The 13,866-nt window shown below is 75.1% G+C and carries 11 protein-coding genes; all 11 read right to left on the reverse strand.

Annotation, left to right across the window (positions count from 1 at the left end):
* On the reverse strand, window positions 1-439 hold a 439-nt coding region (locus tag Q9S36_RS46105; protein ID WP_311291489.1), incomplete at its 3' end, for an AMP-binding protein.
* 31 nt (window positions 440-470) lie between these two features.
* On the reverse strand, window positions 471-1,031 hold the full coding sequence (locus Q9S36_RS46110) for an SRPBCC family protein (RefSeq protein WP_311291520.1): 561 nt from the start codon (window positions 1,029-1,031) through the stop codon (window positions 471-473).
* Window positions 920-1,813, reverse strand: a complete 894-nt coding sequence (locus Q9S36_RS46115; protein WP_311291490.1) for a phosphoribosylaminoimidazolesuccinocarboxamide synthase — start codon at window positions 1,811-1,813, stop codon at window positions 920-922. The genes Q9S36_RS46110 and Q9S36_RS46115 overlap by 112 nt, the downstream gene beginning before the upstream one ends.
* A 40-nt stretch (window positions 1,814-1,853) precedes the next feature.
* Window positions 1,854-3,512, reverse strand: coding sequence for a helix-turn-helix domain-containing protein (locus tag Q9S36_RS46120; protein WP_311291491.1), 1,659 nt, complete (start codon window positions 3,510-3,512; stop codon window positions 1,854-1,856).
* An 83-nt stretch (window positions 3,513-3,595) separates the two neighbouring features.
* A complete protein-coding gene (gene menC, locus Q9S36_RS46125) occupies window positions 3,596-4,702 on the reverse strand; it encodes an o-succinylbenzoate synthase (protein ID WP_311291492.1) in 1,107 nt (368 codons plus the stop codon).
* Window positions 4,699-5,607 carry a GNAT family N-acetyltransferase gene (locus tag Q9S36_RS46130; protein WP_311291493.1) on the reverse strand — a complete coding sequence of 303 codons (909 nt, stop codon included), beginning with the start codon at window positions 5,605-5,607 and terminating at the stop codon, window positions 4,699-4,701. The genes menC and Q9S36_RS46130 overlap by 4 nt, the downstream gene beginning before the upstream one ends.
* Complete coding sequence (locus tag Q9S36_RS46135) at window positions 5,604-6,806, reverse strand: M20 family metallopeptidase (RefSeq protein WP_311291494.1); 1,203 nt, start codon at window positions 6,804-6,806, stop codon at window positions 5,604-5,606. Before Q9S36_RS46135 ends, Q9S36_RS46130 begins: the two co-directional genes overlap by 4 nt.
* Window positions 6,803-10,153: a serine hydrolase gene (locus Q9S36_RS46140; RefSeq protein ID WP_311291495.1), complete on the reverse strand. Its 3,351-nt coding sequence runs from the start codon at window positions 10,151-10,153 to the stop codon at window positions 6,803-6,805. Before Q9S36_RS46140 ends, Q9S36_RS46135 begins: the two co-directional genes overlap by 4 nt.
* Window positions 10,150-10,896, reverse strand: coding sequence for an ABC transporter ATP-binding protein (locus tag Q9S36_RS46145; RefSeq protein WP_311291496.1), 747 nt, complete (start codon window positions 10,894-10,896; stop codon window positions 10,150-10,152). The genes Q9S36_RS46140 and Q9S36_RS46145 overlap by 4 nt, the downstream gene beginning before the upstream one ends.
* Entirely contained in the window at window positions 10,893-12,845 is a 1,953-nt protein-coding gene (locus Q9S36_RS46150; protein WP_311291497.1) for a dipeptide/oligopeptide/nickel ABC transporter permease/ATP-binding protein, read from the reverse strand. Before Q9S36_RS46150 ends, Q9S36_RS46145 begins: the two co-directional genes overlap by 4 nt.
* 3 nt (window positions 12,846-12,848) lie before the next feature.
* Window positions 12,849-13,865: an ABC transporter permease gene (locus Q9S36_RS46155; protein WP_311291498.1), complete on the reverse strand. Its 1,017-nt coding sequence runs from the start codon at window positions 13,863-13,865 to the stop codon at window positions 12,849-12,851.
* Between the last annotated feature and the right edge of the window lies 1 nt (window position 13,866).

Genomic DNA, 13,866 nt, shown 5'->3' on the forward strand with positions numbered 1-13,866 from the left:
CGCCGTCGATCGGCGACGCAGCGGCGGGGTCGGCGGTGATGAGGAAGAAGTGCTCGCAGCCCTCGGCCTGCTCGAAGCCGGCATGCCCCTCGGTGCCGATCGGCAGGTCGGGCGTGCCCTGGAAGCAGAAGTACGCCTTGGCGTCCGAGTCGTCGAGGTGGTAGGCCACCTCGCGGCCCTTGAGCAGCACGTTGAGCGGCACCACGGTCGCCCCGGCCTTGAGGATGCCGTAGTAGACGATCGGGAAGTACGGCAGGTTCGGGCAGCTCAGCGCCACCTTGTCGCCGGGCTCGATGCCCCGCGAGACGAGCAGGTTGGCGACCTGGTTGGCGGCGGCGTTCACCTGCGCGTAGGTCAGGCGGGTGTCGCCCAGCACCACCGCCGTACGGTCCGGGAACGCGTCGGCGGAGCCTTCGAGGAGCGAGGAGAGGTTCGGCATGGCGCCAACCTATCCACCGCCGCAGAGGCCGTCACCCGTCCTGCGGGCGCTCCTTGCGCTGGGCGATCCGGTGGGTGGCGGTGCGGAGGTCGGCGGCGATCGCACGGCCGGCCAGCAGCCCTGAGCTCCCGGCGGCCACGGCGTACACGCCGGAGCCCGAGACCTCGCCCTCGGCCACGACCCGGCACCCGCGCGCGGTCGAGGTGAACCGCAGCCGCAGCGTCGCCTCGACGCCGCGCCAGGTGCCGCGCTCGGCCCACGACCGGAACGGCACGAACTCGACCACGACGAGGCTGGGACGCACGCCGACCACGGTCAGCTCGGTCCAGGCCTGCCCGAGGTGCGGCTCCTCGTCCTCGGGCACGTCGGTCGAGAGCAGGCTGGACTGCCACTCCGGGCGCAGCCGGGGGTCGACGAGGTAGGTGAACGCCTGCTCCGCCGTGTGGGGCATCTCCTCGGTGGCGGAGAAGCGCCGCGTGGTCAGAACCGCTCCCCGGTGAGCAGCTCGAAGGCCTCGACGTAGCGGGCCCGGGTGCGCTCGACGACCGCGTCGGGCAGCGGCGGCGGGGCCTCGCCGGAGTTGCGGTCCCAGCCGGACTCCCCGGTGAGCCAGTCGCGCACAATCTGCTTGTCGTACGACGGCTGGGCGCGGCCGGGCTGCCACTGGTCGGCGGGCCAGAAGCGGCTCGAGTCGGGCGTGAGGACCTCGTCGGCGAGGACGGTGGTGCCGTCGGGGCGGCGACCGAACTCCAGCTTGGTGTCGGCCACGATGATCCCCCGCTCGCGGGCGATCGCGTGGGCCTTGTCGTAGACCTCCATGGTCAGCATCCGCAGCTCGGCCGCGGCGTCGTCGCCGACGGCCTCCACGACCGCCTCGTAGTCGACGTTCTCGTCGTGGTCGCCGAGGGCGGCCTTCGTGGCCGGGGTGAAGATCGGCTCGGGGAGGTGGCTGCCGTCTTGCAGGCCGGCGGGCAGCGGGATGCCGCACACCTCGTTGGTCCGCTGGTAGTCGAGGAGCCCCGAGCCGGTGAGGTAGCCGCGGGCCACGCACTCGACCGGGAACATCTCGAGCCGCTCGCAGACGACCGCGCGGCCGGCGACCTCCTTCGGGACGTCGGTCGACACGACGTGGTTGCCGACGAGCCCGGAGAGCTGGTCGAACCACCACAGCGACATCCGGGTGAGGATCTCGCCCTTGTCCGGGATCGTGGTGTCGAGGACGAAGTCGTAGGCGGAGATGCGGTCGCTGGCGACCATCAGCAGGCGGCCCTCGTGCTCGCCGGAGTCGATGACGTAGAGGTCGCGCACCTTGCCCGAGTGGACGTGGGTGGTGCCCTCGATGACGGGCGCTGCGGGGATGTTGGGCTCGGCCACGGGTCGAGCCTAACGGCACGCGACGCGCGGCGTGGGCCCCTCAGCGGGTCCCGGAGGGCGCGGTCAGCACCCGCAGCTGGAGCATCAGCGCGAACCGCTGGTCGGCGTCGTCGAGGTCGACCTGCCCGACCTCGGCCGCTCGGCGCAGGCGGTAGCGGAAGGTGTTGGGGTGGACGAAGAGCGAGTCGGCCGCCGCGACCGCGTCGCCGAAGTGGTCCAGCCACGCGCGCAGGGTGTCGACGAGCGACGAGCGGTGCCGGGCGTCGTAGGCGACCAGGCGCGCCAGGGGTCCGGTCGGCTCGTCGCCGCGCGCGGAGGCGAGGTCCTGCAGCTCCAGGACGAGTGCCTCGCCCTGCAGGTCCTCGAGCCGGCCGATGCGCCGTTCTCCCCCGCCCCGGCGCAGCACGCGCAGCGCCCGGTCGACGCTCGTGCGGCTGTGGGAGATGCCGGAGAAGTCCGCCGCCACGGTGCCCACCGCCGCGACGGGGCGCATCCGCTCGCCGATCCGGTCGATGAAGTCGCGCACGAGCCGCACCGCCCGCTCCTCGGCCTGGTCGACGTCGCCGGAGACCGCCAGCAGGCCGTAGGTGACGTCGCCGAGCGCGGCGGCCGCCGACCGGGGGTGCACTGCTGCGAGGTGCAGCGCGAAGGCGTCGCCGAGACGCTGCCGCTCGTGGGTGAGCGACGCGTCGTCGACGTCGGCGCCGGCCGCGTGCACCTCGTCGAGGGTCATCCCCACGACCAGCAGCGGCTGGCCGGCCAGCCCGAGGCGCTCCAACGCGTCGGGCGCACCTGCTCCCCCGGCGAGCGCGGAGGCGAGCAGGTCGGCGCGCACCCCTCGGCGTACGTCGGCGCCCGCGCGCACCCGCAGCAGGTGCAGCGCGACGAGCTTGGCGGAGTCGGTGAGCGCGCCGAGGCGCTCCGGGCTCAGCGGCTCGGGCACGACCGCCCAGATCGAGCCGAGCACCTCGTCGCCCGCCCGCACCGAGACCGCGACCCGCGGCAGCGTCATCTCGCCGTCCACCCCCGGCAGCGGGTCGACGACCACCGGTCGGTCGGAGCGGAGCAGGTCACGGAAGACGCCGCGCTCCTGGAGCACCCGCATGTAGTGGCTGGGCACCTGCCGGCCGAGGATCGTCTCGACCCGCGGCGGGTCCGCCTCGTCCTGGCGCCCGGAGAACGCGAGGACGCGCGAGCTGCGGTCCTCGATGGTGATGGGCGCGTCGAGCAGGGCCGAGAGCGCGTTCGCGACCGCGAAGAGGTCGCCCGACGGCAGGCCGCCCAGCGAGTCGGGCTCGCCGGTCCCGGGCGCCGTGTCGCCGGCCACGAGGAGCGAGCGGAGCATCTCGCTCAGCTGGGCCCAGGACGCGCCGCGGCTGAGGCCGAGCAGGGCCACCCCCGCGTCGTCGGCCGCTGCGCGCACCTCCGGCGTGAGCGGGACCGGTGCGCGCAGCACGAGCGCGGACGCCCCGCCTGCGCCGAGCCCGCCCAGCAGCGGGACGACATCGGCGGCGGAGTCGACGCCCACGCCGAGCACGAGGGCCCGCGGTGGCAGCGACGGCGGGTCGAGCGGGTCGTGGATGACCACGCCCCCAATGCCGCGCGCCACCGCCACGTCGCCGTGGGCGAGCTCGAGGAACGTGGTGCCCAGGTCGTCCAGCAGCCGGGCGAGGCTCGCGCCCGCCGCCTCGTCGCTCATGCCTCCACCGTAGGGAGCGGGCGAGGCGGCCGCCAGTGCTGCACGACCAGATCGGGAGCCGGATTGGTGCGCTGCGACAACGTCTAGAGGGCGAGCCACTCCGAGGCGGTGGTGACCTCGTCGAGCCGTCCGGGCAGCGGCGCGACCCCCAGCCCGGGCCCGGAGGGCACGACGAGGTGGCCGTCCTCCAGCACGAAGGGCTCCGTGACGTCCTCGGCGAAGTAGCGGCCCGACCCGGACGTGTCACCGGGGAGCGTGAAGCCGGGCAGCGCCGCGAGCGCGACGTTGGCCGCCCGCCCGAGACCGGTCTCGAGCATCCCTCCGCACCACACCGGAACGCCGGCCGCCACGCACACGTCGTGGATGCGACGGGCCTCGAGGTAGCCCCCGACGCGACCGGGCTTGATGTTGACGATGCTGCACGCGCCGAGCCGGATCGCCGCCGCGGCGTCGCGGGCGGACGTGATCGACTCGTCCAGGCAGACCGGGGTCCGGATCAGGCGGGCCAGGTCGGCGTGGCCCAGCACGTCCTCCTCCTCGAGCGGCTGCTCGATGAGCAGCAGGTCGAAGGGGTCGAGCCGCGCGAGGTGCGGTGCGTCGGCGAGCGTGTAGGCGGTGTTGGCGTCGACCTGCAGCAGCAGGTCGTCGCCGAAGCGCTCACGCACCGCACGCACCGGGTCGACGTCCCAGCCGGGCTCGATCTTGAGCTTGATCCGCACGTAGCCCTCGTCGAGGTAGCCCTCGACCCCGTCGAGCAGCTCCGGCACCGAGTCCATGATGCCGACCGAGACGCCGCACGGGACGCGCTCGTGGACGGCGCCCAGCTCGCGGGCGAAGGAGCGTCCCTCCGCACGCAGCTCGGCGTCGAGGACGGCCGTCTCCAGTGCGGCCTTGGCCATGCGGTGGCCCTTGACGGCCGCGAGCCGGTGCGCGACCTCGGGCGCCGAGCACGGGCCGTCGGCGACGAGCCGCGGCACGAGGTAGCGGCGCAGCACGTCGGCGGCAGCGTCGACGTACTCCGAGCTGTAGAGCGGCGCGGACATCGCCACGCACTCGCCCCAGCCCTCGGAGTCCTCGGAGACGACGCGGACCAGGAGCACGTCGCGGGCGGTCTCGGTGCCGAACGACGTCCGGAACGGCGCCACCAGGGGCATGGCGATGCGTCGCAGCTCGACGCCGGTGATCTTCACAGCTCTCTCCTCACGACGTACCAACCCGACCGGTCGAAGCCCTCGATGCGCCCCGCGCCGTCGGCCAGCAGGGCGGTCAGCACCTCGCGCACGGCGAGCCGCCACCGGGCGGCCGCCTCCGGGTCCGCTCCCCGCAGCCGTGCGACGTCCGGCGGCACCGCGACCAGGGAGACCGCGCCGTCGAGCCGGCCGACGACCGGCCTCCCCGACCCGTCGGCCCCGAGGGCGACGACCGCACCGCCCGCGCGCAGGTCGTCCGCGACCGCGCCGACTCCCCCGCCGGCGCACGCGAGCACGACCGCGGGGTCGGTGAGCCGCCAGCGCACGAGCAGCCGGTCGGACTCGTCGCGCCCGTTGATCCCGTCGTCCATCGGGCCGTAGAAGTTGGGCAGGTACTCCGTGGCCCGGGCGCCGAGCTTGGTCAGGTTGAACCAGGCGTTGCGGGCGACCAGCGGGTCGAAGGTCCACGCCACCTCGTGCACGCCGCGGGCGATCGCCCAGGCGCGCTGGTGCAGCTTGAGGGCGAAGCCCACGCTGCGGCCGGTGGCGTCCGGGGCGACGCCGGCGATGTGGCTGTGGAGGCTGTCCTCCTCGGGCGCGTGGAAGAACCCCACGCACGCGCCCACGAGGCGCCCTTCGGCGTACGCGCCGCCGACGTAGTTGCCTGCCTTGGTCAGCGCGCGGAGCAGCTCCAGGGTGAGCGGCGGGCTCCCCGAGCGGCGCCAGATGGTCGCGAACAGGTCGACGACCTGCGCGAGGTCGGGCAGCTCGTCCAGGGTGCGCACGGTGACCCCGGCGGCGCGGGCGGCCGCGTCGGCGCCCTGCACGGCCGCGTCGAGATCGGTGGCGACGGCACCCGAGGTCCTCATGGCCCCCATGCTCGTGGCCTTGCGGGGCAGCGTCATGGTCGTCCCCCACGAGTCGGGGGCCCGGCGTTCGTCCGCTCGTCCAGCCGTGGTCCCCGACGTCCTGCACCCCCGCGTCCAGAAGGTAGGGGCGTATCGAGGAGGTCGGCCACCAGGCCGCGCAGGAGGGCGGTGCGACCGGGCAGCTCGGCGACCAGGACGTGCTCGTCCTCGGCGTGGGCACCGCCGCCGACCGCGCCCAGTCCGTCGAGGGTCGGGGTGCCGACGCCGGCGGTGAAGTTGCCGTCCGAGGCCCCGCCCACGCTCGCGCTGGTGGGTGCCGGCAGGCCGAGGCGCGCGGCGACCTCGCACGCCCGCGCGAAGAGGGCCGCGGAGGCCGACGACTCCAGCGGCGGCCGGTTGGGCCCGCCCCGCACGGCGAGCCCGGCGCCGGGCAGCACTGGTCGGAGGGACCTGACGGCGGCGTCGACGCGCTGCTGCTCGGCGGCCGTGCGCGCGCGTACGTCGACCGCGACGCGCGCCGCGGCCGGGACCGTGTTGGTGGTGGTGCCGGCGGTGGCGCGGGTGGGCGTCACCGTCGTACCGGCGGCCGAGTCACCGAGGTTCGCGAGCGCGAGGACGACGTGGGCGAGCTCGACGGCGGCGTTCGTGCCGCGCTCGGGCTCGAGCCCGGCGTGGGCCGCGCGGCCGGCCACCTCGACGTCGTAGAGCGAGACGCCCTTGCGCTCGGTCTTCAGCGCACCGCCGTCGGCGGACGCCTCGAGCACGAGGACGGCGTCGGCGGCGGCGCCCTCCTGCTCGACCAGCCCGCGCGAGGTCGGCGAGCCGAGCTCCTCGTCACCGGTGACGAGGATCGTCACGCCCTCCGTCCCGGCAGCGGCCTCGAACGCCATCGCCAGACCGGCCAGCATGTCGAAGCAGCCGGGGCCGCGGAGCACGCCGTGCTCGACGGCGAACGGCCGCCGCGCGAGGGTGCCCAGCGGCCACACCGTGTCGTGGTGGCCGAGCAGGAGCACGCGCGACGGACCGCTGCCGAGCTGCCAGCGCAGGTGGGTACACCCCTCGAGCACGATGCGCTCCGGCGGCACGCCCAGGCGGCGCGTGCCGACCTCGGCGACGACCTCCGCCGACCGGGCGACCGCGGCGAGGTCGGCTGAGGGCGACTCGCACTCGACGAGCGCGCGCACGTCGTGCAGCAGGGCGTCGAGGTCGACCCCGGACGCTGCCGCGGCCGTCATGGCCTGACCCGCGGGGTGGCGCGGGCCCCCATGTGGAGGTACGGCTCGCCCGTGGCCAGCTCGTAGAAGGTCACCGGGACCCACGTCTCGGTCCCCTCGGGCCGTACGGCGAACAGGCCGGGGCCGACGGGCACCAAGACGTGCTCCTCGACGGGGTCGGGCTCGAGCTCGGCCAGCGGGCCCAGGAGCGTGGTCCGCAGGACCGGGCCGTCGGCGCCCTGCTCGACGTCCATCTGCACCGACGTGCGCTCGTAGCGGCCGAGGTGTGGCGTGACGTCCACGTCGACGGACTCCGTGGGCGGCCCGAACCGCTCCGGCATCGAGACGCCGGCGAGCTCGGCGAAGACCTCGCGGTAGAGGTCCTCGTAGAGGTCGCGGGTGTGGCCGCCGTTGGTGAGCAGCACGACCGCGAGCCCGCCGTCACCGTCCGGGTCGGGCAGCATCCGCAGGAACGCGGCCTGGCCGAGGGTGTTGCCGTCGTGGCCGACCAGCCGGTGCCCGTCCCACGCGAAGCGGATCCAGCCCAGGCCCCACGAGTCGCCGAGGATGTAGGGGTCGGGCAGCTCGGCCTCGTGCGCGGCCATCGCGGCCACGGACGCCTCGCTCAGCACCCGCGTCCCGTCGGCGGCGAGGCCACCGGTGAGGTGCATCCGGGCGAACGCCAGCACGTCGGCGGCCGAGCAGGTCACCAGCCCGGCCGGCCCGAGCGACCGGGGCAGCTGCCAGGCCGCGGCGGGCACGGTGTCCCCGTCGCGCTCGTCGTGGCCGACGGCGGCCGCGTGGAGCAGCGCCTCCTCGGGCAGGGTCACCGCGCGCTCGAGGCCGAGCGGCGCGGAGAGCCGCTGGCGCACGGCCTCGTCCCACGTCAGACCGGTGACCACCTCGATGACGCGGCCGAGGAGCGAGAAGCCGGAGTTGCAGTAGGACCAGGTCACCCCGATCGGGTGGTTCTGGCCGGCGTCGCCGAGCTGGTCGACGTACCTCTCGAGGCAGTCGTCCCCGCGGCCGGTGTCGGTGAAGACGTCCCCGTCGATCCCGCTGGTGTGGGTGAGCAGGTGGCGCACCGTCACGCCCTTGGTCACCTCGGGGTCGGCCAGCCGCAGCTCCGGCAGCACCTCCACGACGGGGGTGTCGAGCTCCAGCAGGCCCTCGTCGACGAGCGACATCACGACCGAGGCGGTCCACACCTTGGTGATCGAGCCGATCTGGAAGACCGCCTCGGGGCTGACCGGCGCCTGCGTCTCGACGTGCAGCACGCCGTGGGTGGCGACGACCAGGTCGTCGACGCCGCCGCCGGTGCGGAGGATCCCGAGCTGCGCACCGGGGACGCCGTGCCGCTCGGCGAGCACCGCGAGCCGCTGCTCCCAGTGGGCGAGGTCCGGTCGCGGCCGCCCGCCGCCCGTGGTGTGCGTGACCAGCCAGTCGAGCGTGCGACGGTTGACGTCGAGCCGCTGGGAGGGCCGGCCGAGCAGGACGAAGACGTGCGAGGCGTCGGGGTAGAGCACCAGCTGCGTGGTGACCCCGAGCTCGCACAGGGCGGTGTGCCACTGCTGGGCCTGCCCGAGCGGGCAGGTGCGGTCCTCGATGCCGTGGTAGACGAGCGTCGGGGTGCGCACGTCCTGCACACGGGTGATGGGCGACATGGCGGCGTAGAGGTCCGGCTCCTCCCACGGGGCGCCACCGAGCTCGTACGCGCTGAGGCACAGGTCGTCGCTGGTGCCGTACATGCTCGCCAGGTCGCTCACCGTGCCCCCCGCCACGGCCGCGGCGAAGCGGTCGTCGTGGCCGGTGAGCCAGCACGCCATGAAGCCTCCGTAGCTGTAGCCGCCGACCGCCAGCCGCTCGGGGTCGGCGAGGCCCTCGGCCACCAGCGTGTCGATCGGCTCGAGGAAGTCGGCCGCGTCGGCGACGCCCCACGCCGCGTGGACGCCGTCGTAGAACTGCTCGCCGTAGCCGTCGCTGCCGCGCGGGTTGACCAGCAGGACCGCCCAGCCGCGCTCGACGAGCTCCTGGTGGTAGAGGTGGATCTCGTCGGCGGCGGCGTTCCAGGCGTTGTGCGGTCCGCCGTGCACGTCGAGCAGCAGCGGCTTGGGACCCGGACGGTCGTCGTGCACCAGCCATGCCTCGACCTCCGTGCCGTCGGAGATCGTGAAGGTGCGCGGGCGGCGCTCGTGGTGGACCACGTCGGCCAGCGCGGCACCGTGGTCGGTCAGCACCCGCTCGTGTGCGTCGGCGAGGTCGACGAGCACCACCTCGCCGTACGACGTCGGCGTGGCCAGCACCACGGCCGCCCGGCCCGCGGCCACCGAGAGCCCGGAGACGACGCGGCCCGCCCCGGCGACGAGCGGGCGCAGGTCGGTCCCGTCCACCGACCCGGACCAGAGGTGGGTGCAGCCGCGGTCGCGCAGGCAGAAGAGGACCCGGTCCTCGTGCTCCACCGGCAGCCCGCCCGGGTACGCCGGTGCGCCGGGCATGACGTTGCGGTCGAGCGCTCCGGCGAGGTCCGTGACCTCCGAGCCGTCCAGGGGCACCCGCACGAGGCGGGCGTGGCCCACCGGGTCGCCGGGGTGGCCGACGACGAGGAGGTGGTCGCCCGAGGCCGACCAGGTCACCGCGAGCGCGACTCCGTGCGCGAAGCCGACGGTGCGGAGGTCGGCCTCGACGCCGTCGACGGGCAGCACGTGGACCGGGGCGCGGAACCGCTCGTCGGAGCCGCGGGTGAAGGCGAGGGTGGTGCCGTCGGGCGACCACGCCGGCGAGCCGACGCCGTGGGGCCCGCTCGTCAGGCGGCGCAGCCCGGTGCCGTCGGCGCCCACGACGAACAGCTGCGAGCGCACCCGGCCGTGCAGCCCGGTGCCGTCGGACTGGTAGCCGGTGCCCTCGGACACCATCGGGCCGCCCGCCTCGCGCGCGCCGTCCGGGTCGACCGGCGCCGTGAACGCGATCCGCCGGCCGTCGGGACTCCAGCACGGGGACGAGACGCGCGACGGGGCGTCGGTGAGCACCTCGACCTCGCCGCCGTCCGCGGCCAGCACGGCCAGCCGGCCGTCGCGGACGAAGGCCAGGCGTGCCGAGTCCGGCGCCCAGGCGGGCGAGGAGTCGGCCGGCCCGTGGGTGAGCCGGCGCGGCGTGCCGCCGTCGGTCCCGACCCACCACAGCTCGTCGACGTTGCGGTCGCCGGCCACGTCGAGGGTGCGCAGCGTGTAGGCGACGCGGGAGCCGTCCGGGGCGAGCGCGGGCTGCGACGGCACCGCGAGGTCGCCCAGGTCGTCGATCCGCAGGCGGCGCACGGTGTCGGAGGTGGTGACGGTGTCGGACGTGGTGGCCGTGTCGGGGGCGTGGTTCATGAGGGCTTCCTTCCGGGCGCGGCCGCGAGCAGCTCGCGCGTGTAGTCGTGCTCGGGGGCACCGAGCACCTGGGCCGTGGGGCCCTCCTCGACGATCCGACCGCCCTGCATCACGGCGACCCGGGAGGCGACGTAGCGGACCACGGCGAGGTTGTGGGAGATGAAGAGAATCGAGAGGCCGAGCTCGGCCTGCAGCTCGCGCACGAGGTTGAGCACGGCGCCCTGGATCGACACGTCGAGGGCGGAGGTGATCTCGTCCGCGATGACGACCTCGGGACGGCCGGCGAGCGCGCGGGCGAGCGCCACCCGCTGCCGCTGCCCACCGGAGAGCCGCGCGGGGAGGTCCCGCGCGCGGTGCGGGTCCAGGTGGACCAGCTCCAGCAGCCGGGCGACCTCCTCGCGCCGCGCCCGTCGCCCGCGCAGCTCGTCGACGTCGCGGGGCAGCGCCTCGGCGATGCTGTCGCCGACGCTCATGCGCGGGTCGAGCGAGGAGTACGGGTCCTGGAAGACCATCTGGAGCGGGCGGCGCCCGCCGCGGTGGGGCACCGGGCTGCCGCCGAGCGTGATGGCACCCGCGTCGGGGGCGACCAGGCCGACCGCGGCCCGGGCGAGCGTCGACTTGCCCGACCCGGACTCGCCGACGAGCCCGACCACCGTCCCGACAGGCACGGTGAGGCTCACCCGGTCGACGGCGGTCGTGCGACCGAACCGGACGGTGACGTCGTCGAAGCGCAGCTCGCTCACGGCGCCTCCACGAGCTCGTCGGCCGGGCGCACCGTGGGGTCCGGGAGCGGCTCGCCGGCATGCCAGCAGGCGACCCGGCCGCCGTCGACGGTCGGCACGAGCGGCGGGTCCTCGGCCCGGCACCGGGCGTCGGCCAGCGGGCAGCGGGCGGCGTACGCACACCCGGCGGGCACCTGGGCGGGCTCGACGGGGCGGCCGGGGATCGTGGCGAGCGGCCGGTCGAGGTCGGTGTCCATGTGCGGCACGGCGGCCACGAGGGCCCGCGTGTAGGGGTGCTGCGCGCCCGTCGCGAGGTCGGCCGCGGGCAGGTCCTCGACGATGCGCCCGGCGTACATCACCAGCACGCGGTCGCAGACCTCGGCGACGACGGTGACGTCGTGGCTGATCAGCACCAGCGCGACGTCGTCGGCCGCGCGGATCTCGGCGAGCAGGTCGAGCACCTGCTGCTGGACCGTCACGTCGAGCGCGGTGGTGGGCTCGTCGGCGACGACCAGCGACGGCGTACCCATCAGGCCCATCCCGATCATCGCGCGCTGGCGCATCCCGCCGGAGAACTCGTGGGGGTACTGGCGCGCACGCCGCCCCGCATCGGGGATCCGCACCGAGCCGAGGCGGTCGACGGCGCGGGCAAGGGCGTCCGCCCGGCCGAGGCCCTGGTGCTCGGTCGCGACCTCGGCCAGCTGCCGCCCGATGCGCCGCGTCGGGTTGAAGGACGTCATCGGGTCCTGGAAGACCATCGCGAGGCTGGTGCCGAGCATGCGGCGCAGCGCCGGGGAGTCGGGGGCGGACAGGTCGTGGCCGAGGAAGCGGAGCCGCCGGGCCCGCACCGCCCCGTCCTCGCCCACCAGGCGCGACAGCGCGAGCGCGGTCAGCGACTTGCCGGACCCGGACTCCCCCACGACGCCGACGGCCTCGCCACGGCGGACGTCGAAGCTGACGCCGCGCACGGGCCGCACGGTCCCGGCGGCGGTCGCGAAGACGACCTCGAGGTCGCGGACCTCCAGCACGACGTCGTCCGCGGGGCGGTCCTCGGCCGGGCGGGCCTCGGTCGGCGCCTCGGCAGCGAGCCGGCTGAGAGAGCGACGCCCGATCGCTGCCGGGCCCACGAGCACCGGCACGCCGAAGCCCTTGGCGACCGACTCGCCGAAGAGGTTGAACGCGAGCCCGGCGAGCAGGACCGCGACACCGGGAGCCAGCGCGGCGGCGGGGTTGACGTAGATCGCCCCGATGCCGTCGTAGAGCAGCCGCCCCCAGTCGTACGCCGGCGACTGCACGCCGAGGCCGAGGAAGGACAGGCCGGCGAAGGCGAGCAGCGCGCCGCCCGCGCCGATCGTCGCGTTGACGACCAGCGGCTCGGCGATGTTGGGCAGGACGTGCCGCAGCAGGATCCGCAGCCGGCCGACCCCGGCGACCCGCGCCGCGGAGACGTAGTCGCGACCGGCGACCTGCGCGACGAGCGTCTGCGTGAGCCGGGCGAAGACGGGGGCGCCGGCGAGCCCGACGGCCATCACCGCGCCGGTCGCCCCGACTCCGAACACGACGGCGAAGAACAGCGCGAGGAGGAGGCCGGGGAACGCCACGGCGACGTTGACGGCCGCGGCCACCAGCCGGCCGGCACGGCCGCCGAGGAGGTAGGGCGCCGCGCCGAGCAGCAGCCCCGCCGTCACCGCGACCGCAATGGCGCAGACGGCGAGCACCATGGACAGCCGGGTCGCCACGAGGGTGCGGGCGAGGATGTCGCGACCGAGGTTGTCGGTGCCGGCCCAGTGCTCGGGCGACGGGGTGCCGAGGACCGCGCCGGTGTCGACGGCCTCCGCGCTCGTCCCCCACAGCACCGGTCCGAGCACGGCGAGGACGGCGACGGCGACCAGCAGCACCGCGGCGGTCAGCCCGACCGGCGTCCTCAGCACGGCCCGCCACCGGCGGGCCCGTCCGTGGTCGTGTGCCACGCCTCAGCCCTCCCGGATCATCGAGCGCGGGTCGAGCAGGGCGAGCGTGACGTCGACGGCGGTGTTGATCACCAGCACGCCGAGGCCGTAGACCAGCACGATCGCCTGGACGACCGGGTAGTCCTTGTTGAGGATCGAGCTCACGATCGTGCTGCCGAGGCCCGGCCAGGCGAAGACGTTCTCCACCAGGACCGTGCCGGCCACCATCGAGCCGAGCAGCAGGCCGCCGAGCGTCAGCGCGGACGTCAGCGCATTGGGGAGCGCGTGCCGCAGGTGGATGCGCCGGGCGCGGAGCCGCTTGGCGCGGGCCGTGCGGATGTAGTCGGCCTCGAGCACGGTGACCATCTCCACTCGCACGATGCGGGCCAGGATCGCCGCAGGGCCGATGCTCAGCGACAGCACGGGGAGGACGTACGCCTCCGCCGAGGCGTTGCCCGCGACCGGCAGCCAGCCGAGCTCCACCCCGAAGACGTAGACGAGCGCGACGCCGATGAGGAAGTCGGGCACCGTGGCGACCACGATGCTGGTGGTCGTGAACACCAGCTCGGTACGACGCCCGTGCCCGCGCCGGGTGAGGACGCCCAGCACGGTGCCGAGCGGCACCGCCACCGCGACGGAGGCGAGGAAGGCGAGCACCGCCAGCGCCAGCGTGGCGGGCAGGCGCTGCCCGACCACGTCGACGACCGGCAGCTGGGAGATCAGGGACGTCCCGAGGTCACCGGTGAACAGGCCCTGGAGGTAGTGGAGGTACTGCACCGGCAGCGGGTCGTCGAGCCCGAGCGCGGTGCGTCGTGCCTCCACGAGGGCGGCGGGCGCGGTGGGACCGAGGGCGCCGCGGACCGGGTCGCCGGGGATGAGGTGGATCATCGCGAAGGACGCGGTGACCAGCACCCACACCGACACCAGCAGCCGGACCGAGCGGCGGGCGGCGAAGCGCACCCACGGCTGCTCCCACCACCGCGGACCGGCCGCGGTCGTGGGCGCCGCGTCGGCGAGCGCCGTGCTGGACGTTGTCGTCACG

Source organism: Microbacterium sp. ARD31 (assembly GCF_031844425.1).

Excerpts from the sequence above, each read along its gene's own strand:
- Q9S36_RS46120 (WP_311291491.1), bottom strand. The coding sequence starts at position 3,512 with ATGAGCGACGAGGCGGCGGGCGCGAGCCTCGCCCGGCTGCTGGACGAC.
- Q9S36_RS46130 (WP_311291493.1), bottom strand. The coding sequence starts at position 5,607 with ATGACGCTGCCCCGCAAGGCCACGAGCATGGGGGCCATGAGGACCTCG.
- Q9S36_RS46135 (WP_311291494.1), bottom strand. The coding sequence starts at position 6,806 with ATGACGGCCGCGGCAGCGTCCGGGGTCGACCTCGACGCCCTGCTGCAC.
- Q9S36_RS46140 (WP_311291495.1), bottom strand. The coding sequence starts at position 10,153 with ATGAACCACGCCCCCGACACGGCCACCACGTCCGACACCGTCACCACC.